The organism is Massilia sp. NP310, assembly GCF_019443485.1.
Classification (GTDB): Bacteria; Pseudomonadota; Gammaproteobacteria; order Burkholderiales; family Burkholderiaceae_D; genus Telluria; species Telluria timonae.
This window is the reverse complement of the sequence record NZ_CP080379.1, coordinates 4,037,474-4,058,901: the sequence shown is the minus strand read 5'-3', so window position 1 is coordinate 4,058,901 and position 21,428 is coordinate 4,037,474. Positions and strand designations below refer to the sequence as shown.

Genomic DNA, 21,428 nt, shown 5'->3' with positions numbered 1-21,428 from the left:
AAGCCGGCCCCGCGCCGGCTTCCTTCCGCACTACCTTCACAACGAGACGCAAACAAGATGAAACGTACCCACTTCCTGCTGGCCGCCGCCGTGAGCGCAGCCGTCCTGAACATCGCCCATGCGGCGCCCGCCGCGCCAGCGGCAGCGGCCAGCGCCGCGTCGGCCAGGTTCGACGCCTCGAACCCGTTCGCGAAAGAGAGCGCGCTGCCGTTCAACTACCCGGCCTGGGACAAGATCCGCAACGAGCACTTCGCGCCGGCCTACGAAGAAGGCATGCGCCAGCACGCGCTCGAGATCGAGAAGATCGCCAACAACAAGGCCGCGCCGACCTTCGAGAACACCATCGTCGCGATGGAGCGCTCGGGCCGCATGCTGGCGCGCGTGAGCACCGCCTTCGGCACCCTGTCGGGCTCCTACACCAACGACACCCTGATCGCCCTGGGCCGCGAGATGGCGCCGAAGCTGTCGCAGCACAGCGACGCGATCCGCCTGAACGCCAAGCTGTACCAGCGCATCAAGACCCTGTACGACAAGCGCGACAGCCTCAAGCTGGACGCCGAATCGGCCTACCTGCTGGACCGCTACAACAACGACTTCGAACGCGCCGGCGCCAAGCTGTCCGAAGCCGATAAGGTCAAGCTGAAGGAATACAACAGCAAGCTGGCCGCCCTGCAGACCCAGTTCGCCCAGAACACGCTGAAGGAAGCCAATGCATCGGCGCTGGTGGTCGACACCCGCGCCGAGCTGGCCGGCATGAGCGACAAGGCGATCGACGCCGCCGCGCTTGAGGCCAAAAAGCGCGGCCTGGACGGCAAGTTCGTGATCCCGGTCGTGAACACCACCCAGCAGGCGGACCTGTCGGTATTGACCAACCGCGACACCCGCGCCAAGCTGCTGTCGGCCTCGATGGCGCGCGGCAGCCGCGGCGGCGAGTTCGACACCCGCCAGATCGTCCTGCAGATCGCCAAGCTGCGCGCCGAGCGCGCCGTGCTGCTGGGCTACCCGAACCACGCCGCCTACAACCTGGAAGAGCAGACCGCGAAGACCACCGACGCCGTCAACGCCCTGCTGGGCGAACTGGCCACGCCTGCCGTCAACAACGCCAGGAAAGAGGCGGCCGACATCCAGAAGGTGATCGATGCCGAAAAAGGTGGCTTCAAGGCCGCCGCGCATGACTGGGCCTTCTACAGCGACAAGGTGCGCGCCCAGCGCTACGCTTTCGATGCCGGCCAGCTGCGCCCGTACTTCGAACTGAACCGCGTGCTGGTCGACGGCGTGTTCTTCGCCGCCAACAAGGAATTCGGCCTGACCTTCAAGGAGCGCAAGGACCTGCCGGGCTACAACGAAGACGTGCGCATGTTCGACGTGTTCGACGCCGACGGCAAGCAGCTGGCGATCTTCACCTTCGATCCGTACGCGCGCTCGAACAAGCGCGGCGGCGCCTGGGCCAACGCCTGGGTCCCTCAGAGCAAGCTGCTGGGTACCAAGCCGGTCATCGCCAACAACCTGAACGTGACCAAGCCGGCCGCCGGCGAGCCGACGCTCTTGACGTACGACGAAGTGCGCACCACCTTCCACGAGTTCGGCCACGCGCTGCACGGCATGTTCTCGGACGTGCAGTACCCGCGTTTCTCGGGTTCGCGCGTGCCGCGCGACTACGTCGAGTTCCCGTCGCAGGTGAACGAGATGTGGATGGCCTGGCCCGAAGTGCTGGCCAACTACGCCAAGCACTACCAGACCGGCGAGCCGATGCCGAAGGAATTGCTGGACAAGGTTCAGGCCTCGTCGCAGTTCAACGAAGGCTTCCGCACCACCGAGTACCTGGCCGCGGCGCTGCTGGACCAGGCCTGGCACCAGCTGGCCCCGAACCAGATCCCGCAGGACGTGCTGGCCTTCGAGGCTGAGGCGCTCAAGAAGGCCGGCGTCGACTTCGCCCTGGTGCCGCCGCGCTACCGCAGCACCTACTTCTCGCACACCTTCTCTGGCGGCTACTCGGCCGGCTACTACGGCTACCTGTGGGCCGAGAAGCTGGACGCCGACACCGTCGAATGGTTCAAGGCCAACGGCGGCCTGACCCGCAAGAACGGCGACCACTTCCGCAAGACCCTGCTGTCGCGCGGCGGCACGCTGGATGCGATGCAGATGTACCGCAACTTCCGCGGCAAGGATGCGGACATCAAGCCGCTGCTGGAGCGTCGTGGTTTGACCGGCGAGTGATGCCGGTTTGCGCCGGTCGTGGTGACATGACGGGCGTCGTGGTTTGCTGAGAAACTTGGGCTCCCGCCTTCGCGGGAGCGACGTTGTTTGAGAGTAGGGAAGAGTTGACTGCAACTCTTTGGCCAATAACTCATGCATGTCGCTCCCGCGAAGGCGGGAGTCCAAGTACTCTGCAAACCGCTCCTCCCACAGCCGTGTTCCTCCTCCCGCCCCCCATGGCTTACAATGAAATCGAGCCAACACCGGAGAACACGATGCAATCCGAACACGATGCCGACCTGAAGGCACGCCTGAAAGCCCTGCACCGCGAACTGCAAGAGACGGGCGACACCGATGTCGAACTGGAAACGCTGCTGCGCCAGCTCGATGGCGACATCGAGAAAGTGCTGGAGCGCCGCGCCGAGCAGCAGCTCGACGCCAACACCTACGGCCTGGGTTCGCGCACCCAGGAACTGGCGGCGCGCTTCGCCGCCCGCCACCCGCGCGTCGAGTCCGGCCTGCGCGAACTGGGCCAAATCCTGTCGAATATGGGTATCTAACGTAGGCGAATAAGCCACAAGTCATTGATTTTAAGCCATTTTTCGGGGCTGTCCGATGCCCCATAAATGGTTTTCCGGTACAATGCCGGCCAATGAACTCCCCAGCCAATCTCTTTGCGACGGTCGCCAAGCGCTCCAGCCGCGCCGCTGCCGCACCTTTTCTCCCGATGTCCCGTGCCGAAATGGACAAATTGGGCTGGGATTCGTGCGACATCATCCTGATCACGGGCGACGCCTACATCGACCACCCGAGCTTCGGCATGGCCCTGGTCGGCCGCCTGCTGGAAGCGCAGGGTTACCGCGTCGGCATCATCAGCCAGCCCGACTGGACCTCGGTCGAACCGTTCCGCGCGCTGGGCAAGCCCAATCTGTACTGGGGCATCACCGCCGGCAATATGGACTCGATGGTCAACCGCTACACGGCCGACCGCAAGATCCGTTCCGACGACGCCTATACCCCCAACGCCGAGCCGAACAAGCGTCCCGACCGCGCCGTCACCGTGTATTGCCAGCGCGCCCGCGAAGCCTTCCCCGGCGTGCCGGTGATCGCCGGCAGCATCGAAGCCTCGCTGCGCCGCATCGCCCACTACGATTACTGGTCCGACAAGGTGCGCCGCTCGGTGCTGTTCGAGTCGAAGGCCGACCTGGTCATCTTCGGCAATGCCGAGCGGGCCCTGGTCGACGTCACGCGCCGCATCGCAGCGGGCGAGAACATCAAGACCATCCGCGACCTGCGCGGCACCGCCTTCCTGGTGCCGCAGGGCTGGCTGCCGGACGAAGAGTGGTCGGTGCATAACTCCACCCGTGTGGACGTGCCGGGCCGCATCGACAAGCAGCCGAACCCGTACGCGATGGCGCTGGAAGACCCGAAGACTTGCGCGCTCGACAACGCCGCGCCGGAGCCGGAAGTCAAGCCGGTGGTCATCATGACGCGCGAGCAGCGCCAGGCCGCGGCCCGCGAAAAGGCCGCCAAGACCGTGGTGCGCCTGCCGTCGTTCGAAACCGTCAGCGAAGATCCTGTGATGTATGCGCACGCTTCGCGCGTGTTCCACCTGGAGTCGAACCCGGGCAATGCGCGCGCGCTGGTGCAGGCGCACGGCGACCGCGACGTCTGGCTCAATCCGCCGCCGCTGCCGCTGGCCATGGACGAGATGGACAACGTCTACGACCTGCCATACGCGCGCGCGCCGCACCCGAGCTATGGCAAGGCCCATATCCCGGCTTGGGAAATGATCCGTTATTCGGTGAACATCATGCGCGGCTGCTTCGGCGGCTGCACCTTCTGCTCGATCACCGAGCACGAAGGCCGCATCATCCAGAGCCGCTCGGAGCCGTCGATCCTGCGCGAGATCGAGCTGATCCGCGACACGACCAAGAACTTCGCCGGCACCATCACCGACCTGGGCGGCCCGACGGCGAATATGTACCGCCTGGCCTGCAAGGACAAGAAGATCGAGGAAAGCTGCCGCCGCCTGTCGTGCGTGTATCCGACCATCTGCTCCAACCTGGGCACCGACCACAGCAAGCTGATCTCGCTGTACCGCAAGGCGCGCGCCATCCCCGGCATCAAGAAGATCCTGATCGGTTCCGGCCTGCGCTACGACCTGGCCGTGCGCTCGCCCGAGTACGTGAAAGAGCTGGTGACCCACCACGTGGGCGGCCTCTTGAAGATCGCGCCGGAGCATACCGAGCAGGGCACGCTGTCGAAGATGATGAAGCCGGGCATCGGCGCCTATGACGAGTTCAAGCGCCTGTTCGACAAGTATTCGGTCGAGGCGGGCAAGAAGCAGTACCTGATTCCGTACTTCATCGCGGCCCACCCCGGCTCGACCGACGAGGACATGCTGAACCTGGCGCTGTGGCTGAAGAAGAACAACTTCAAGCTGGACCAGGTGCAGACCTTCACGCCGACGCCGATGGCGATGGCGACCACCATGTACCACTCGCGCAAGAACCCGCTGGCCAAGGTGACCGAGGATTCCGAGGTCGTCGAAACCGCCAAGAGCGGCAAGACGCGCAAGCTGCACAAGGCCTTCCTGCGCTACTACGATCCGGAGAACTGGCCGATCCTGCGCGAAGGCCTGAAGCGCATGGGACGGACCGACTTGATCGGCAATGGCGAGCGGCATTTGATTCCGCCGCCGGGCGGCGAGTTGCCGGGTGCGGCGCGTGAAGAGCGTCGTCCGGCCGGTGCACCGCCGAAGGGCCGTGTGATCGAGGTGGCGCCGAAGCGGGCTGCGGGCCCTGGCGGCCAGCGTAGCGAACGTCGGAATGACCGCGCGTCGGCGGGAACGCCATTCATGGCGCCGCCGTCGAAGGTCAAGCCGTCGATCCTGTCGACCATCAAGTCCAAGCCGAAAGCGGCGGGACGGAAATAGCGGTGCAATACCGATCGGAACCGGGACTAGCCTCCCGGTTTTTTTTCGTCCATACAATACAGTCGTAATGAATTTGTGAAGCATCAACCCACAAGCGAAGGATCACGCACGCCGTTGCGTTTATTTCGTTTATTTCGCAGAATTCGTTTACAATGCATTGGGGCAGGCGTGCAAGAACGCACTCCGAACAACACCAGGAGCAAAATGATGTCTGAAATGATTGATCGCTTGGAAAGTAAGGAAGATGTCGAGCTTGCGAAAGCCGCACAACGGTGCATCGTCAGTGCTCTTGACCACTCTCGGGCGGTTAATATCGCAATTTTGGAAGATGGCGTAGAGCGTATCGAAGACTCTCCGATTCTGAAATTGCCCCCAAAAGTGCTGCGTTTGTTTGCGGATATGTTGGGTTCGCTGGCCCAAGGCAATGCGGTTGCTATCATGCCCAAGGAGCTTTATGTCACTACTCAAGAAGCAGCAATGTTCTTGAATGTATCTCGTCCCTATTTAGTCAAGATGCTGGATGATGGAAAGATTCCTCACCATAAAGTAGGGACGCATCGTCGTATCAAGTTTGAGGATGTGGTTGCATATAAAGAGCAGCGCAAGAAAACCGCTCATTCAGCGCTTCAAGAATTAGTTGATCAAGCACAAGAACTCGATATGGGATATTGATGGCAGGGAACGTCCAGTATACGGCTGTTCTAGACGCGTGCGTTCCTTATCCCGCGCCTCTCAGGGACATCCTGATGACGCTGGGTGCCGAAGGGGTTTACCGTGCGCGCTGGACGGCCGAGATACAGGATGAGTGGATTCGCATTTGATTGATAAGCGCCCGGATCTGAACAAGGAAAAGCTGCTGTATACGGCATCGCTCATGAATGCAGCTGTCGAAGATGCCATTGTCCGGGACTATGAGTATCTCATTCCAACGTTAGCGTTACCTGATATCGATGATCGACATGTCCTGGCGGCCGCGATCGTTGGTCATGCAGACGCTATCGTCACTTTCAATCTGAAAGACTTTCCTGAAGGAATGGTTTCTCGACATGCAATCGAGATTCTGCACCCTGACGATTTTCTTGTCGCGCAATACGACTTGGACAAGATTGGCATCCTCAGCATGATGAAGACGTGTCGCATGAAATTAAGAAAACCGCCGAAATCAGCTGAGGATTATATTGCCACGCTTGAACAGCAAGGTTTGCCTCAGATGTGCCAAATATTGCGCAATGCGATCGGCCTGATCTAGCTTTTATGGCTTCGAATTGGGCGTCGGCGCCCCGCGCCGCTCGCGCGCGATGTCCAGGTCCACGCTGGCCTGCCTGGTCCGCAAGGCCCGCGCATACCGATGCCTTGCCCGCAGCCGCGGATTGGTAACCAGCGTCCCCAGCGTTTCGCCGATCACCATCACCACCCCCAGCAGCGGCAGCACCAGCATCAGCCCGACCACGCCGGCCAGCATGCCGCCGATAAAAATCATCAGCACCGTCACCAGCGGGTGGATGTGCAGGCTGCGGCCGAGGGTGAGCGGCATGAACAGGAAGTCGTCCAGCAGCCGCACCAGCACGAACACCCCGATCGCCCCGTAGGCCATCAGCGGATTGCCCGGCGCATCGGTCGACGCCACGATCACCACCAGCACGCAGCCGGCAATCGACCCGACGAACGGCACCCAGGCCAGCACGGCCGAGATCAAGCCGAGCAGCAAGGGCGACGACACGCCGATCACCCACAGGCCCAGCGCCAGCACCAGCGTGTCGAGCACGGTCAGCTTCAGCAAGCCTTCGAAATAGCGGCGCGCGGTCTGGTCGACTTCGTGCAGCAGGTACAGCGCACGCTCGAAGTAGGCGTTCGGCACCGCCCGCGCCAAGAACTTCTTGAAGCGCACGCCGTCGCGCAGCAGGAAGAAGGTGAGGAAGGGCGCCAGCAGCAGCGACGGCACCCAGGTCATGACGCCGACCACGATGTCGCCCAGGTGGTTCTGCGCGAAGTCGTTGGTATAGGTGGTGAAGGCCATGTCGACGGTCGAGGTCAGCCGCATCTCGGCCAGGATCGGGAATTTCGCCTCGAGCATGGCCAGCGAGGTGCGGACAAACGCCACCCCGCCATCGAGATACAGGCCGATGGTCGCTTCCCACGAGTCTTCTTCCGGTCCGTCGCTCCAGCTCAGGGCCGCCGCCAGCGCCAGCGCGGCCAGCCCGAAGAACAGGGTGCAGACCCAGGCCGCGGCCGCATTGCGGCTGAAGCCCGAACGCACCATGCGCTGCATCGGTCCCAGCAGGATGTAATAGAGCACGGTGCCGAAGATGAAGGGCAGGAATAGCCACAGCAGTTGCTGGACCACCAGCAGCAACAGGCAGGTGGCGGCGACGATCCCGGTCCAGACCACGGGACCGGCGCGCTCGGGACCGTTGACGATGCCCGGCACCGGACTCATAGCGCTTCCAGTTGCGGCCGTCCGGTGCCCATCCATTCGCGCAGGCGCAGGCCGATGTGGCGCGCCAGCGCCAGCGAGATCTTGTAGCCGAGGACGGCGTCGGTTTCCATCAGGCCCAGGAAGTCGGCGCGGAAGAACACCGCCACCTCGCATGGTTCGAGCGCGCGCGCCTGGGCATTGCGCGGCGAGTTGTCGAGCAGGGCCAGGTCGCCGAAGAAGCCGCCCGGCTCCAGCTCGGCCACCACCTGGGTCATGCCCTCGTGCAGGCGGCTGATGCGCACCCGGCCGCTCATCAGGAGATACAGCGCCTGGCCTTCCTCGCCCTCGTCGAAAACGATCTCATCCTTTAGATAGCGGCGCTCGTGCAGCAATCCATCGACGATCTTCAATTCCAGCGGAGTGAGCGCACTGAACAGCGATGAACTCTTCAGCCGGTGCAGGCGCGGCGACATCCGAGGGGGCTTGAGGAAACGAAAAATCACGTGATGCTCCGGCGTGGTGCGGTGTGTTGTCTGTTTGATTATCCGCGATTGGATGCTGCTGCGCATCAAAAAGCTGCAGCCGTGCACGACAGTGTGGCGTGTTGTTCATACATCCTTCAAACGTGCGCACCACGATATTGGAAACCGTGTAACATAAATTCTTTACGGCAACAGTAGTTGTTGTAGTGATATTTGCCATGCGAGCCGTCGCGCATGGCCCGGCCAACGTTCCCGAAGAGGACAGGCAGTGATCGATATACAGACTTTTCTTCTTGCGCTCGGGATCGGTAACGTCGGCTTTGCGATCCTGATGGCAGGATATACCCACGGTGCGCAGCGCAATCCGGGATTGCACCTGTGGATGTGGGCGCGCCTGGGCATGGGCCTGAGCCAGCTGGCCGGCTGGGCCCGTCCGATGGTCGGCCTGGCCTTCCTGGGGGGGCTGGAAGGCATCGGCTGGATCCTCGCGGTATCGCTCGAGATGGCGGCCTACTGCGTGTTCTTCGGCTTCACGCGCTGGGGCCGGATCGTGTTGCCGATTGCCGTGCTGTCGTCCGCGGTGGTGATCGCGGCCGGCGTCCATGGCGCCAGCCACGCCCAGCTCAGCGCCCTGGTGGCGGGCGTGGTGGCGCTGTTTGCCGCCGCCATGGCCTGGGTGCTGCTGCGCCGGCGCCATGCGTCGCTGCTGCAGCGGATCATCGGCATCAACGATGCGCTGTTCGCCGTCGCGGTCTCGCTGTGGGCCGGCTCGACCCTGCTGGGCAAGGGGCCGTTCGACCACGTGCTGGCGCGCGAAGCGGCCTACCTGGCCGGCTACATGCTCATGATCGTCAACGGCTTCGGTTTCCTCTTGCTGTGCAAGCAGAAGGACGATGCGCGCATGGCCCGGCTGGCCTCCACCGACTGCCTTACCGGCCTGCCCAACCGCCATGCCTTCATGGAGCGCGCCGAGCGCGCGCGCCTGGCCTCCCAGCGCCAGCGCCATCCGCTGGCGCTGATGATGATCGACATCGACCACTTCAAGCAGATCAACGACCGCTGGGGCCACGCCAGCGGCGACGACGCCCTCCAGGTGTTCGCCCGCACCGCGCGCGACGTGATGCGCGAGCACGAGACCATCGGCCGCCTGGGCGGCGAGGAATTCGCGATGATGCTGCCCGGCGCCGACATCGACGCCGCGATGCAGGCGGCCCAGCGCCTGCGCCAGGCGGTGCGCGCGGCCACCGTGATCACCAGCGGGCCGAGCTACACGATGACGGTCAGTATCGGCGTGGTGGTGCTCGATCCGAACGAAGACCTGAGCGCGGCGCTGGCGCGCGCCGACCATGCCTTGTATACGGCCAAGCGCGCGGGACGCGATCGGGTGGAAGTCGGGGATCCGGTGCGGCGCCGGGCGTGAACCGAAGACCGCAGATAAAACCAGGAACGGAAAAAGAAAAAGGGTCCGACGAATCGGACCCTTCTTCCTTGATGCTGGCGGAGCGGACGGGGCTCGAACCCGCGACCCCCGGCGTGACAGGCCGGTATTCTAACCAACTGAACTACCGCTCCGTTTACTCTGATCGTACCTTCGATCGACCATCGAGATGCTTTGGTGGGCGCTGAGAGGCTCGAACTCCCGACCTAATCCTTGTAAGGGATCCGCTCTACCAACTGAGCTAAGCGCCCATCTCGGTGGTTTCTATCTGACGCTTGTCATTGCGTCCGAAGAGGCCCGAATTATAGAGGGTGGCTTTCAAGGTCTGCAAGGGTTTTTCGAAAAAATTGTTAGCGCAAAGTAGTAATGTCCCCTCTCCGCTAAGTAGAAATGTCCCCTAGGATGCCCTGAAGGGGGACGGGACAGTGCTCAAGATGACAGCCAAAGACGTGTTGCGTAGCCAGGTGATGGCACAGGTAGTTGAGGGTAAGCTGGATCAGGAAAGTGCTGCCAGGAGGCTGGGCATCAGCACGCGCCAGGTGAAACGTCTGAAGCGGCGTATGCTCGACGAGGGCAATGCAGGGCTACTGAGCAAGAGCCGGGGCAAACCGTCGAATCGACGCACGCCACAAGAGAAGCTGTCCAAGGCATTGGACCTGATCAGGGCGCACTATGCGGATTTCGGTCCGACGTTGGCATGCGAGAAGCTCGACGAACTGCATGAGATCCGCCTATCAGTGGAAACGGTGCGCAAGGCGATGATTGCGGCGCAACTGTGGAAACCGCGTCGTGGCGCAACAGCGCGGACACACGCAATGCGCGAGCGCAGGGCGCGGCGCGGAGAGCTGATCCAGATCGATGGATCGCCGCACGACTGGTTCGAGGGCCGCGCGCCCCGCTGCAGCCTGTTGGTGTTTATCGACGATGCCACGAGCGAGCTGATGGCATTGCGTTTCGTCGATGCCGAGACGACGCTTGGATACATGAGTTTGCTGGAGGAGCACATCAGAAATCATGGCCTGCCAGCGGCCCTGTACAGCGATCGTCATAGCATCTTCCGGATCAGCACGGGCGACAAGAGTGGCGTCGGTGAAGGGCAAACGCAGTTTGCACGCGCATTGGAACAACTCGGTATCGAGGGCATCCAGGCTAACAGCCCGCAGGCCAAGGGACGAGTCGAGCGAGCCAATCAGACCTTGCAGGACCGCTTGGTAAAGGAGATGCGGTTACAGGGCATCAGTAGCCAGCAGGCTGCCAATGCCTGGCTACCGCAGTTCATTCGCGCCTTCAACCGGCGCTTTGCCGTCACGGCCGTGCTGCCTGAAGACGCTCATGTGCCGTATGGCGGAACCGAAGCTGCTCTACGCCGAATCCTCTCGGTGCATACACCTCGCCGCCTGTCGAGCAACCTGAGCTGTCAGTTCAATGGCTTGCTGTATCAGATCCAAATTGCCGACCAGGGGCGAGCATTGCGTGGCGCCAGCGTTACTATCGTCACCCATCCGGAAAGTGCGACCGAGGTCGTCTGGCAAGGCCGGGTTTTGCAGCACACATGCAGCAGCAAGCCAATCAAGCAGCATGAGGCGATCGACGGCAAGGACATCAATGGCAAGGTCGAGCAGGCACTCGCCCGACGCCAACCGCCACAGCCTATCGGACACCCCTGGAAAAAACGCATGGAAACGCAACCGGGCACCGTCCCTGTACGTGCTGAGTTCGCCCATACGAAATCGCATCTGGCCCCTGTTACCAACCCGTGATCAAATTGGCAAGAGGGACATTTCTACTTTGCGCAACAGGGGACATTTCTATTTAGCGTTGACAGGGTTTTTCGAAAAAATATCAAAAACCTTTTTTCGACCCATGGCGGATGGACCGGAAGGCGGAGCCCGAGCCGGCACATCTGCATGTGTTGTAATCGCGGCGACACACGCGATATTTACTTGCCGTCGCACATGCCCATCACGGACAATACCGCCTTTGACAAGTCGGCAACCTTAAAAACATCGCAAAGATGTGCGCCTGAGATGCGCTGCCGAGGGCGGGTCATATCCGCTCGCGCACCCGGCGGGGGTAGCGTCCATAAGAAGAGGAACGGGGACATCGGTTCTTTTTTTAATCAACAGGAAACACTCCAATGACCAAGATGTCCAAGATGCACAAGCGCGTCATCCGCGCGCATGGCGCAATGCTGGCGCTGTCCGCCGCGTTGCCGATCGCACCGGCGTTCGCCCAGACGACCGAGTCCGACCAGTCCCTCCAGCTGCAATCCGTGACCGTGACGGCCCAGCGCCGCACCGAGAACATCCGCGACGTGCCGGTCTCCGTCACCGCCCTCAAGGGCGACAAGCTGGATGTGCTGGTCTCCGGCGGCGAAGACATCCGCCTGCTGGCCGGCAAGGTGCCGAGCCTGAACGTCGAATCGTCGAACGGCCGCACCTTCCCGCGCTTCTACATCCGCGGCTACGGCAACACCGACTTCAACACCTTCGCCTCGCAGCCGGTCTCGCTGGTGTACGACGACATCGTGCAGGAGAATCCGATCCTGAAGGGCTTCCCGATCTTTGACCTGGCCAGCGTCGAAGTGCTGCGCGGCCCGCAGGGCACCCTGTTCGGCCGCAACACCCCGGCCGGCGTCGTGAAATTCGAATCCGAAAAGCCGAACCTGAAGAAGGTCGAGGGCTACTACAACCTGTCGGCGGCCTCGCACTACACGATGAACGCCGAAGGCGCCGTCAACGTGCCGCTGTCGACCAATGTGGCGATGCGCGTGTCGGCCGTCGGCCAGCACCGTGACGACTACGTCAACAACTTCAGCGACGTCGCCAAGACCCGCAAGACCGGTGAACTGGACGGCTACAACGAGCACGCCGAACGCGTGCAGTTCTTGTACAGCAAGGACGGCTTCAGCGGCCTGCTGGGCTTCCACCAGCGCCAGACCAACGGCAGCGCGCGCCTGTTCCGCGCCAACCTGATCAAGAAGGGCAGCAACACCTTCGCCGACGGCACCGACCTGGACGATATCGTCACCAACGCCCAGAACTTCCAGAGCCTGAAGACCAACGGCATCAACCTGCGCCTGCAGTGGGACCTGGGCAACTACAAGCTGCACTCGATCACCGGTTACGAGCACATCATCGATTACTCGAGCCGCGGCGACATCGACGGCGGCACGCCGGCCGGCCCGGGCTTCATCCCGTTCCAGGTCGAGACCAACGGCTATATCGAGAACCTGGACCAGTACACCCAGGAATTCCGCCTCGAGTCGGCCTACGCCGGCCCGTTCAACTGGCAGGCCGGCCTGTACTTCTTCGACGAAGACGTGACTGGCGGCAGCGACAACTTCAACAGCACCACCTATGCGCGCACCTCGCGCCTGCGTTCGAACCAGAAGAACGAAGCCTGGGCCGCGTTCGCATCGGCAAGCTACGACCTGACCCCGGACTGGACCATCCGCGGCGGCCTGCGCTACACCAAGGACGAGAAGGAATTCCGCACCATCGAGGCGACCAACGTCGTCCAGATCGGCCCGTCGTCGGTGGAAGAGAGCAAGGACAAGATCAACTGGGACCTGTCGGCGACCTACAAGCTGACCCCGACCGTGAACGTCTACGGCCGCGCCGCCACCGGCTTCCGCGCACCGAGCATCGCCGCCGCCTCGGCCGAAGTGCCGATCACCGTGGCCGATTCGGAAACCATCAAGTCGTTCGAGCTGGGCGTGAAAGCCGACCTGTTCGACCGCCGCGCCCGCACCTCGTTCTCGATCTATGACTACACGATCGAAGACCAGCAGCTGACCGTGGTGGGTGGCAACTCGAACGTCAATCGCCTGATCAATGCCGACAAGACCAAGGGCAAGGGCGCCGAGTTCGACTTCGAAGCGGCCGTCAGCACCGCCCTGCGCGTGAGCGCCGGCGCCAGCTACAACTACACGCAGATCCGCGACGGCAGCCTGTCGGTGAACAAGTGCGCCCAGTGCACGGTCACCAACCCGCTGAACGCCTTTGGTCGCGTAGTCATCGACGGCAACCCGCTGCCGCAGGCGCCGCGCTGGACCTTCAACGCGACCGCCCGCTACGGCGTGCCGTTCCGTGACGGCGAGCTGTACGTCTTCACCGACTGGTCGTACCGCAGCAAGATCAACTTCTTCCTGTACGAGGCCACCGAGTTCACCGGCGCCCCGCTGACCGAAGGCGGCGTGCGCGTCGGCTACATCTTCGGCAACGGCAAGTACGAAGTCGCCGCGTTCGGCCGCAACATCCTCGACCAGCGCCGCATCACCGGCGCCATCGACTTCAACAACCTGACCGGTTTCACCAACGAGCCGCGCCAGTGGGGTATGCAGTTCAAGGGCAATTTCTGATCGTTTGACAGTCAGTTCGCCTGAACCGAAGGGCCGCGCATTGCGCGGCCCTTTTTTTCGTTTTGCCCACGGTGCATGACACAAAAAACCAGAAGTGTTGCATGAATATTTATCTGCTAATTACACTATTCGCAATGCATACTTGTTCAACATCTTTATCATGGCACTAAATATTTTGAGTATTTAACGATTTGCCGAAGAAATCATGTTTCTGCTGAATATGCCGAGTTAACCGTTGTATGCACGCCGAAAACGGTTGGAATTTATTCCTGCCAGTTCTTTTCTTCAAGCTAAGCTGAGTTTGCCGCCTCGAGACGGCACCGGCACCGCCGGTCCTACAACGACACAAGCGAGCCATCGCTTGACGGAAAACCTTGAAGAAGGAAGAACCATGAAGCAAACGCATTCGATTCATCCGACCGTGTTGAAGATGTGTGCAGCGGTCGCGCTGGCGCTGGGAGCCGGATCCGCCCTCGCGGCCGCCGGCGCGAGCGGCAGCGGCGCACCGCAGTTCGTCGTGGAGACAGACCGTATCATCGTGAAGTACCGCGACTCGAAGGCCGCCGCCAATGGCGCCGCGGCCAGGGTCGCCGGCCTGAGCAGCGACCGCAAGGCGAAGCTCGACCGCGCCGGCCAGCAGTTCGGCATGGTGGTCAAGGAAAGCCATGCCATCTCGACCGGCGCCCAGGTGTTCAAGCTGGACCGCCGGCGCCACCTGAAGGAAGTCGAATCGCTGGCCGCCGAGATGATGGCGCGCGACCCGTCCATCGAGTACGCCGAGCCGGACCGCATCATGACCCATATGGCGACGCCGACCGACCCGCGCTACACCGACCAGTGGCACTACTATGAAACCGCCGGCGGCCTGCGCCTGCCGACCGCCTGGGACAAGTCGACCGGCAGCGGCGTGGTGGTGGCGGTGATCGATACCGGCTACCGCCCGCACGCCGACCTCTCGGGCCAGCTATTGGCCGGCTATGACTTCATCAGCACCGCCACCATCGGCAACGACGGCAACGGCCGCGACAGCGACGCCAGCGATCCGGGCGACGCCGTGGTGGCCGGCGAATGCGGCAACGGCCAGCCGACCCGCGACCAGGGTTCGAGCTGGCACGGCACCCACGTCGCCGGCACGGTGGCGGCGCGCACCAACAACGGCACCGGCGTGGCGGGCGTGGCCTACAACGCCAAGATCGTCCCGGTGCGCGTGCTCGGCAAGTGCGGCGGCTATACCTCGGACATCGCCGACGCGATCACCTGGTCGTCGGGCGGCAGCGTGTCGGGCGTGCCGGCCAACGCCAACAAGGCGCGCGTGCTGAACCTGTCGCTGGGCGGCGGCGGCGCCTGCGGCGCGACCACCCAGAACGCCATCAACGGCGCCCGCTCGCGCGGCGCGGTGGTGGTGGTCGCCGCCGGCAACGACGCCGTCAACGTCAGCAACGCCAGCCCGGCCAACTGCTCGGGCGTGATCGCGGTGGCGGCCACCGGCCGCACCGGCGGGCGTGCTTCCTACTCGAACTACGGCACCCTGATCGACGTGGCGGCGCCGGGCGGCGACGGCGCCTATGGCGTGCTGTCGACGCTGAACACCGGCACCACCGCGCCGGCCTCGGACAGCTATGCGGCCTACCAGGGCACCTCGATGGCCACGCCGCACGTGGCCGGCGTGGCGGCGCTGATGCTGGCGCTGAACACCAACCTGACGCCGGACGACATCGAGTCGAAACTGAAATCGACGGCGCGCGCCTTCCCGGCCAGCTGCTCGGGTTGCGGCACCGGCATCGTGGACGCCACCGCGGCGGTCAATGCGGCCACCACCGGCGGCACCGCGGCCACGACCCTGGCCGAGAGCGAGGCGAACAACACCATCGCCACCGCCGACCTGGTCACGGTCGGCAACACGACCGTGAACGGCAACCTCGGCTCGACCACCGACACGGATTACTTCCGCGTCGACCTGCCGGCGGGTAAAACGCTGAGCGCGGTCCTGACCCCGGGCCTCTCCAATGCCGACTACGACCTGTACGTGTACAACGCATCGGGTACGCAGCTGGGCACCAGCCAGAACGGCGTCGGCGCGGTGGACAGCGTCAGCTCCAGCAATACGGGCACCAGCGCGGCGACCCGCTACGTGCGCGTGACCTACTACAGTGGCGGCACCGGCGCCACCAATGGCAAGTACAGCCTGAAGCTCACCTGGTAAGCGCGTCGGCGCCAGGAGGAGGTGAACGCGCGGTCTCGGCCGCGCGTTTTTTTTTGCCGGTACACGCCGGGTTCCCGGGATGGCCGGACGCCGCCTGATGAGGGACAGGAAGTTCGAACAGGACTGTTGCGCACGGTTGGCATTTGTGCAAATGTTTTTATGTCCATAGAATGTATGCATGCAAATTGCCAATCCCGAGCCGACGCCGGCCGCGTTTCCTTCCTGAGCTTCTCCATGCAGCTTCCGAACCGCTTGCAGTTCCTGCTCAATCGCCTGCGCGAGCGGCTGTGGGTCAAGCCGCTGCTCGCCTGTATCCTGTCCATCGCGGGCGTGGCGCTGGCGCATCTCGCCGACAACATCCCGATCGACTGGAAGGTGCCGGAGATCGCACAGAACTCGGTCATCGAATTATTGAAGGTGATTGCCGCCAGCATGCTGGGCGTGGCCACGTTCGCGGTCGCGTCGATGGTGGCGGCCTACGCGTCGACCGGCCAGTCGGCCACCGCGCGCGCCTTCCCGCTGATCGTCGCCGACGACGTCTCGCAGAACGCGCTGTCGATCTTCGTCGGCGCCTTCATCTTCGCGATCGTGGGCCTGAGCGCCACCACCAACGATTATTTCGGCAAGGCGGGGCGGTTCACCTTGTTCATGCTCACGCTGTCCTCGCTGGCGCTCGTGATCGTGGTGTTCGTGCGCTGGGTCGACAGCATCGCGCGGCTCGGCCGCCTGGGCGCGGTCATCGCCAAGGTCGAGCAAGCCACGTCGCGCGCCATGGCCCAGCGCAGCCGCCGCCCCTGCCTGGGCGGCATGGCCGCTTTCGGTCCGGCCATCGGCCTGGCCTTCCACAGCGACACCAGCGGCTACCTGCAGCGGGTCGACATGGCCGCCCTGCAGCGGATCGCGGCGGCGCGCAAGCTGCGCATCACGCTGGCCGTCGTGCCGGGATCGATGGTGGTGCCGTCCCGGCCGCTGGGCTATGTGCTGCCGGACGGCGCCTGCAGCGAAGCGGTCGAGCCGGCCCTGTTGCGCGAGGCCTTCACCATCGGTCCGCTGCGCCACTTCGACGACGATCCCCGTTTCGGCCTGGTCGCGCTCGCGGAAATCGGCAGCCGCGCCCTGTCTCGCGGCATCAACGATCCCGGGACCGCGATCGGGGTGCTCGGTTCGGTGTACCGGATCCTGAGCGAGTGGGCGCGCCCGGTCGAGGTCGAGGCGCCGGAATATGACCTGGTGGAGGTACCGGTCTTGTCGGTCGACGATCTGTTCGACGACGTGTTTCCCGCCATGGCCCGCGATGGCGCCGGGGCCATCGAGGTCGCGCTGCGCGTGCAACGGGTGCTGGGCGAACTCGGTTGCTGCGGGGAGCAGCAGATGCGCGCCGTGGCGCGGCGCCATGCCTGCATGGCGATGGCGCGCTCGGAACGCGCCCTCGACTTCGCGCCCGACCTGGAGCAGCTGCGGTGGCGTCATGAGGATTTCTGGGGCAAGGCGGCTTGCACGAAACGGCGTTTCGGATAATACTGTATGCAATTACAGTAGCCGGCCCCAGCTCCCGTTCCCGGGGCGCCGCCTCAGAGTGAACGCCCCGCTTCGAAAAATCATCCACTGCGATTGCGATTGTTTTTATGCGTCGGTCGAGATGCGCGACGATCCGTCGCTGCGCGGCCGACCGCTCGCCGTGGGCGGCCGGCCCGACCAGCGCGGCGTGGTCGCCACCTGCAACTACGAGGCGCGGCGCTACGGCATCCATTCGGCGATGGCCACCGCCACCGCCATCAAGCTGTGTCCCGACCTGCTGGTGATCCCGCCGGCGATGGAAAAATACCGCATCGCCTCACGCCAGATCATGGCGATCTACCAGGACTACACCGAGATCGTCGAGCCGCTGTCGCTCGACGAAGCCTACCTGGACGTCACCGATTCCCCGCACTGCAAGGGCAGCGCGACCCTGATCGCGCAAGAGATCCGGCGCCGCATCTTCGAGACCGTCGGCATCACCGCCTCGGCCGGCGTGGCGCCGAACAAGTTCGTGGCCAAGATCGCCAGCGACTGGAACAAGCCCGACGGGCTGTTCCTGGTGCGCCCTGACGAAGTCGACGCCTTCGTGGCGGCGCTGCCGGTCAAGAAGCTGCACGGCGTGGGCAAGGTGACGGCGGAAAAGATGAACCGCCTCGGCCTGCAGACCTGCGCCGACCTGCGCGCCTGGAGCATGGACCAGCTGCAGGAACACTTCGGCAGCTTCGGCGCGCGCTTATACGACCTGAGCCGCGGCATCGACCATCGGGAGGTGAACGTCTCGCGCGAGCGCAAGTCGATCAGCACCGAAGAAACCTATACGCCCGACGTGCCCGACCTGGCCGGCTGCCTGGCCTTGCTGCCCGATTTATACGAGCACCTGCTGGGCCGGATCAAGCGCGCGAATGCCGAAAAATTCATCAACAAGTTGTTCGTGAAAATCAAATTCTCGGATTTCCAGCAGACGACGGTCGAGTGCGTGGGCTATGCGCCACATATTCCGACCTATGCGCGCCTGATGGAGACCGGCTGGGCTAGAGCCAGCCGCCCGGTGCGCCTGCTGGGCGTGGGCGTGCGCCTGGGCGACACCGAAACCGTCGAGCAGCTGCGGCTGTTCGACGACGTTCTGGACGATTCGATAAGGTCCTGAGCTTTTTATGCGACGTTGCCATATAGCAGCGTAGAATATCGATCCTTTGAAATACTGACACAACCGGATAACCTATGTGGTTCAAGAATCTACAGATTTACCGTCTGCCGGCCCCATGGGCCTATACCCCTGAACAACTGGAAAAAGCCCTCGAGCCGCAGAGCTTCGTGCCTGCCAGCAGCAATGAATTGCTGCGCCAGGGCTGGGACAAGCCGCGCCCGAACGGCGGCCTGGTCCACGTGGTCAACAAGCAGATGCTGATCATGCTGGGCACCGAAAAGAAGCTGCTGCCGGCATCGGTCATCAACCAGGTGGCCAAGGCCAAGGCGGCCGAGCTGGAAGAGCAGCAAGGCTTCCCGCCAGGCAAGAAGGCCATGAAAGAACTGAAGGAACGCGTGGCCGACGAACTGCTGCCGCGCGCCTTCACCCTGCGCAGCAACGCCTGGACCTGGATCGACCCGGTCAATGGCTGGCTGGTGGTCGATGCGGCGAGCCCGGCGAAGGCCGACGACATCGTCAAGCTGCTGCTCAAGGCCGTCGACAAGATGCCGCTGGAATCGCTGCGCGTCCAGAAATCGCCGGTCGCCGTGATGACCGGCTGGCTGGAAGCCGATGAAGCGCCGTACGGCTTCACGATCGACCAGGACACCGAGCTGCGCGCGACCGGCGAAAGCCGCGCCGCGGTGCGCTACGTGAAGCACACGCTGGAACCGGACGACATCCGCCGCCACATCGCGGCCGGCAAGCAGTGCACTCGCCTGGCCATGACCTGGAACGACCGCATCAGCTTCGTGCTGACCGAGTCGCTGGCGATCAAGGGCATCAAGCCGCTGGACGTGATCAAGGAAGGCGAAAGCCCGACCTATAGCGACGACGAGCGTTTCGACAACGACATCGTGCTGATGACGGGCGAGCTGGCCAAGTTGCTGGCCGACGTGGTCGAGGCGCTGGGCGGCGAAGCCAAGGCGTAATTGACGGCCCGCTAAGGTGATGTGGGGTGGACGGCTTGCCGTCCACCCCACAATATTTAACGGATCACATCATTTCGCCGCCGCGACTTCTTCGCTCGTGGCCGGCTCCGACTTCCCACCCGCACCACTGCCATTTTCCAGCTCCCCACTGGTATAGGTCGCCCCCTGCCGATCCTCGTGCGGCGCCGGACGGTTCGGCAACGGCGGCAGCGCCTTGGCCTTCTCCAGGTCGATCCCGGCAATCTCCGCCACGCGGCGGCCATAATCCTCGTCACAGTGCCACAGATGCCACACCATGCGCAGCTGGATCGGTTCCGGGCATTGTTTCAGGTCGCCTCCGACGTTATTGACCAGGTCGTCGCGCTCCCAGTCCTCGAAGGTGCGGTAGCGCGTGCCGGCCTGCTTGTAGTCGTCGCGCGTGGTGGTGGTCTGGTAGCGGCCCAGGTGGCCTTCGACCCACTGGTGGTATTCGTAGCCCGGCTGCTCGGCTTCCTGGTAGCCGCCCATCAGGCTCGGCTCGTAGTTGATGTGCTTGTCCTCGTCCGAACCATCGACGCCGTCCACATAGAACGTCATCTGCCCATCGCGCTGGTTGGTGCGCGCCTTCGCCTTCTCTTGCGGCGCGTTGATCGGCAGTTGCAGGTAGTTGGGCCCCACGCGGTAGCGCTGGGTGTCGGAATACGACAGGGTGCGGCCCTGCAGCATCTTGTCGTCCGAGAAGTCGATGCCCTCGACCAGCACGCCGGTGCCGAAGGCCGACTGCTCGGTTTCTGCAAACACATTGTCTGGGTTCTTGTTCAGCACCATGCGGCCCACCGGCAGCAGCGGGAACTGGTCTTCCGGCCAGCGCTTGGTGTCGTCCAGCGGGTCGAAGTCGAGCTCGGGATGCTCGCCGTCGGCCATGATCTGGACGCAGAATTCCCATTCCGGGTAGTCGCCGCGTTCGATCGCGTCGTACAGGTCGCGCGTGGCGTGGCTGGTGTCGCGGCCCTGGATCTCGGCCGCTTGTTGCGCGGTCAGATTGCGCACGCCCTGCTTGGGTTGCCAGTGGAATTTCACCAGGTGGGCGACGCCCTGGTCATTGACCAGCTTGTAGGTGTTGACGCCCGAACCTTCCATCTCGCGGTAGTTGGCGGGGATGCCCCATGGGCTCTTGACCCAGGTAACCATGTGCAGCGCTTCCGGATGGCTGCAGATGAAGTCGTAGAAGCGCCACGGTTCTTGCTGGTTGGTGACGGGGTCGGGCTTGAAGGCGTGGATCATGTCCGGGAACTTGATCGCGTCGCGGATGAAGAAGACCTTGAGGTTATTGCCCACCAGGTCCCAATTGCCGTCGACGGTTTTCAGCTTGACCGCGAAGCCGCGCGGATCGCGCGCGGTTTCGGGCGATTCCTTGGCGCCGATCACGGTCGAGAAGCGCACAAATACCGGGGTCTGCACGCCGGTCTCGTTGAGCACGCGTGCCGTCGTGTACTTGGCGGCGGGCTCATCGCCGATCTTGCCATAGGCTTCGAAGAAGCCGTGGGCGCCGGTGCCGCGCGCATGCACGACGCGCTCGGGGATGCGCTCGCGGTCGAAGTGGGTGATCTTTTCGATGAACTGGTAGTTCTCGAGCGTGGCCGGACCACGTTCGCCGACCGAGCGCAGGGACTGGTTGTCGCGGACGGGGTGACCCTGGCGCGTGGTCAGCGTGGGACGCTTCTCATTCATTGCCTTCTCCTTTGATGCAGGTGATCGAGAAGGGCAGTATAGGAAC

At 63.4% G+C, this 21,428-nt stretch carries 15 protein-coding genes and 2 tRNA genes; 12 read left to right on the top strand and 5 right to left on the bottom strand.

The annotated features are described in order from the left end of the window. Positions 1–57 precede the first annotated feature (57 nt). The 5 genes from KY496_RS17790 to KY496_RS17770 all read left to right on the top strand — a co-directional run bounded on the left by KY496_RS17790 (position 58) and on the right by KY496_RS17770 (position 6,383). Positions 58–2,217, top strand: a complete 2,160-nt coding sequence (locus tag KY496_RS17790; protein ID WP_005664428.1) for a M3 family metallopeptidase — start codon at positions 58–60, stop codon at positions 2,215–2,217. A 254-nt stretch (positions 2,218–2,471) separates the two neighbouring features. Then, entirely contained in the window at positions 2,472–2,756 is a 285-nt protein-coding gene (locus KY496_RS17785; RefSeq protein WP_005664429.1) for a DUF4404 family protein, read from the top strand. A gap of 167 nt (positions 2,757–2,923) precedes the next feature. Then, positions 2,924–5,134: a YgiQ family radical SAM protein gene (locus KY496_RS17780; protein ID WP_071363713.1), complete on the top strand. Its 2,211-nt coding sequence runs from the start codon at positions 2,924–2,926 to the stop codon at positions 5,132–5,134. Between the two features lie 204 nt (positions 5,135–5,338). Further along, positions 5,339–5,806 carry a helix-turn-helix domain-containing protein gene (locus KY496_RS17775; protein WP_083415233.1) on the top strand — a complete coding sequence of 156 codons (468 nt, stop codon included), beginning with the start codon at positions 5,339–5,341 and terminating at the stop codon, positions 5,804–5,806. Positions 5,807–5,951: 145 nt separating this feature from the next. Beyond that, positions 5,952–6,383 (top strand): PIN domain-containing protein, encoded by a 432-nt coding sequence (locus KY496_RS17770; RefSeq protein WP_307189578.1) that lies wholly within the window; start codon positions 5,952–5,954, stop codon positions 6,381–6,383. A 3-nt stretch (positions 6,384–6,386) separates the two neighbouring features. On the opposite strand, the gene KY496_RS17765 is transcribed toward KY496_RS17770, so the two are convergent. Both KY496_RS17765 and KY496_RS17760 read right to left on the bottom strand, forming a co-directional pair. Next, entirely contained in the window at positions 6,387–7,571 is a 1,185-nt protein-coding gene (locus KY496_RS17765) for an AI-2E family transporter (RefSeq protein ID WP_219861812.1), read from the bottom strand. Next, entirely contained in the window at positions 7,568–8,053 is a 486-nt protein-coding gene (locus KY496_RS17760; protein ID WP_005664435.1) for a cyclic nucleotide-binding domain-containing protein, read from the bottom strand. Before KY496_RS17760 ends, KY496_RS17765 begins: the two co-directional genes overlap by 4 nt. Before the next feature lie 247 nt (positions 8,054–8,300). Here KY496_RS17760 and KY496_RS17755 point away from each other — a divergent pair, with 247 nt between their 5' ends. Then, positions 8,301–9,452: a GGDEF domain-containing protein gene (locus KY496_RS17755; RefSeq protein ID WP_071361059.1), complete on the top strand. Its 1,152-nt coding sequence runs from the start codon at positions 8,301–8,303 to the stop codon at positions 9,450–9,452. A 75-nt stretch (positions 9,453–9,527) separates the two neighbouring features. Here KY496_RS17755 and KY496_RS17750 read toward each other — a convergent pair. Next, a tRNA-Asp gene (locus KY496_RS17750) sits at positions 9,528–9,604 on the bottom strand. Positions 9,605–9,645: 41 nt separating this feature from the next. Further along, positions 9,646–9,721 (bottom strand) — tRNA-Val (locus tag KY496_RS17745). 183 nt (positions 9,722–9,904) lie between these two features. Between KY496_RS17745 and KY496_RS17740 the strand changes: the two genes are divergently transcribed. The 6 genes from KY496_RS17740 to KY496_RS17715 all read left to right on the top strand — a co-directional run bounded on the left by KY496_RS17740 (position 9,905) and on the right by KY496_RS17715 (position 19,672). Beyond that, the gene (locus KY496_RS17740; protein WP_005671140.1) at positions 9,905–11,230 is read left to right on the top strand and encodes an ISNCY family transposase; all 1,326 of its coding nucleotides are present in this window, start codon (positions 9,905–9,907) and stop codon (positions 11,228–11,230) included. A gap of 377 nt (positions 11,231–11,607) precedes the next feature. Further along, positions 11,608–13,833 carry a TonB-dependent receptor gene (locus tag KY496_RS17735; protein WP_005664439.1) on the top strand — a complete coding sequence of 742 codons (2,226 nt, stop codon included), beginning with the start codon at positions 11,608–11,610 and terminating at the stop codon, positions 13,831–13,833. Between the two features lie 391 nt (positions 13,834–14,224). Continuing rightward, positions 14,225–16,036 carry a S8 family peptidase gene (locus tag KY496_RS17730; RefSeq protein WP_005664441.1) on the top strand — a complete coding sequence of 604 codons (1,812 nt, stop codon included), beginning with the start codon at positions 14,225–14,227 and terminating at the stop codon, positions 16,034–16,036. Between the two features lie 234 nt (positions 16,037–16,270). After that, positions 16,271–17,554 carry a DUF2254 domain-containing protein gene (locus KY496_RS17725; RefSeq protein WP_005664444.1) on the top strand — a complete coding sequence of 428 codons (1,284 nt, stop codon included), beginning with the start codon at positions 16,271–16,273 and terminating at the stop codon, positions 17,552–17,554. 58 nt (positions 17,555–17,612) lie between these two features. Beyond that, on the top strand, positions 17,613–18,701 hold the full coding sequence (gene dinB, locus KY496_RS17720; RefSeq protein WP_229409728.1) for a DNA polymerase IV: 1,089 nt from the start codon (positions 17,613–17,615) through the stop codon (positions 18,699–18,701). A 74-nt stretch (positions 18,702–18,775) separates the two neighbouring features. After that, complete coding sequence (locus KY496_RS17715; protein WP_219861810.1) at positions 18,776–19,672, top strand: recombination-associated protein RdgC; 897 nt, start codon at positions 18,776–18,778, stop codon at positions 19,670–19,672. Between the two features lie 69 nt (positions 19,673–19,741). Here the strand turns inward: KY496_RS17715 and KY496_RS17710 are convergent, their stop codons facing one another. Then, positions 19,742–21,382, bottom strand: a complete 1,641-nt coding sequence (locus KY496_RS17710) for a catalase (RefSeq protein ID WP_005664449.1) — start codon at positions 21,380–21,382, stop codon at positions 19,742–19,744. Between the last annotated feature and the right edge of the window lie 46 nt (positions 21,383–21,428).

Coding starts and splice junctions, on each gene's coding strand:
- KY496_RS17785 (WP_005664429.1), top strand. CDS start 2,472: ATGCAATCCGAACACGATGCCGACCTGAAGGCACGCCTGAAAGCCCTG.
- KY496_RS17740 (WP_005671140.1), top strand. CDS start 9,905: ATGACAGCCAAAGACGTGTTGCGTAGCCAGGTGATGGCACAGGTAGTT.
- KY496_RS17710 (WP_005664449.1), bottom strand. CDS start 21,382: ATGAATGAGAAGCGTCCCACGCTGACCACGCGCCAGGGTCACCCCGTC.
- KY496_RS17765 (WP_219861812.1), bottom strand. CDS start 7,571: ATGAGTCCGGTGCCGGGCATCGTCAACGGTCCCGAGCGCGCCGGTCCC.
- KY496_RS17775 (WP_083415233.1), top strand. CDS start 5,339: ATGATGTCTGAAATGATTGATCGCTTGGAAAGTAAGGAAGATGTCGAG.
- KY496_RS17730 (WP_005664441.1), top strand. CDS start 14,225: ATGAAGCAAACGCATTCGATTCATCCGACCGTGTTGAAGATGTGTGCA.
- KY496_RS17715 (WP_219861810.1), top strand. CDS start 18,776: ATGTGGTTCAAGAATCTACAGATTTACCGTCTGCCGGCCCCATGGGCC.
- KY496_RS17780 (WP_071363713.1), top strand. CDS start 2,924: ATGTCCCGTGCCGAAATGGACAAATTGGGCTGGGATTCGTGCGACATC.
- KY496_RS17725 (WP_005664444.1), top strand. CDS start 16,271: ATGCAGCTTCCGAACCGCTTGCAGTTCCTGCTCAATCGCCTGCGCGAG.
- KY496_RS17790 (WP_005664428.1), top strand. CDS start 58: ATGAAACGTACCCACTTCCTGCTGGCCGCCGCCGTGAGCGCAGCCGTC.
- KY496_RS17735 (WP_005664439.1), top strand. CDS start 11,608: ATGACCAAGATGTCCAAGATGCACAAGCGCGTCATCCGCGCGCATGGC.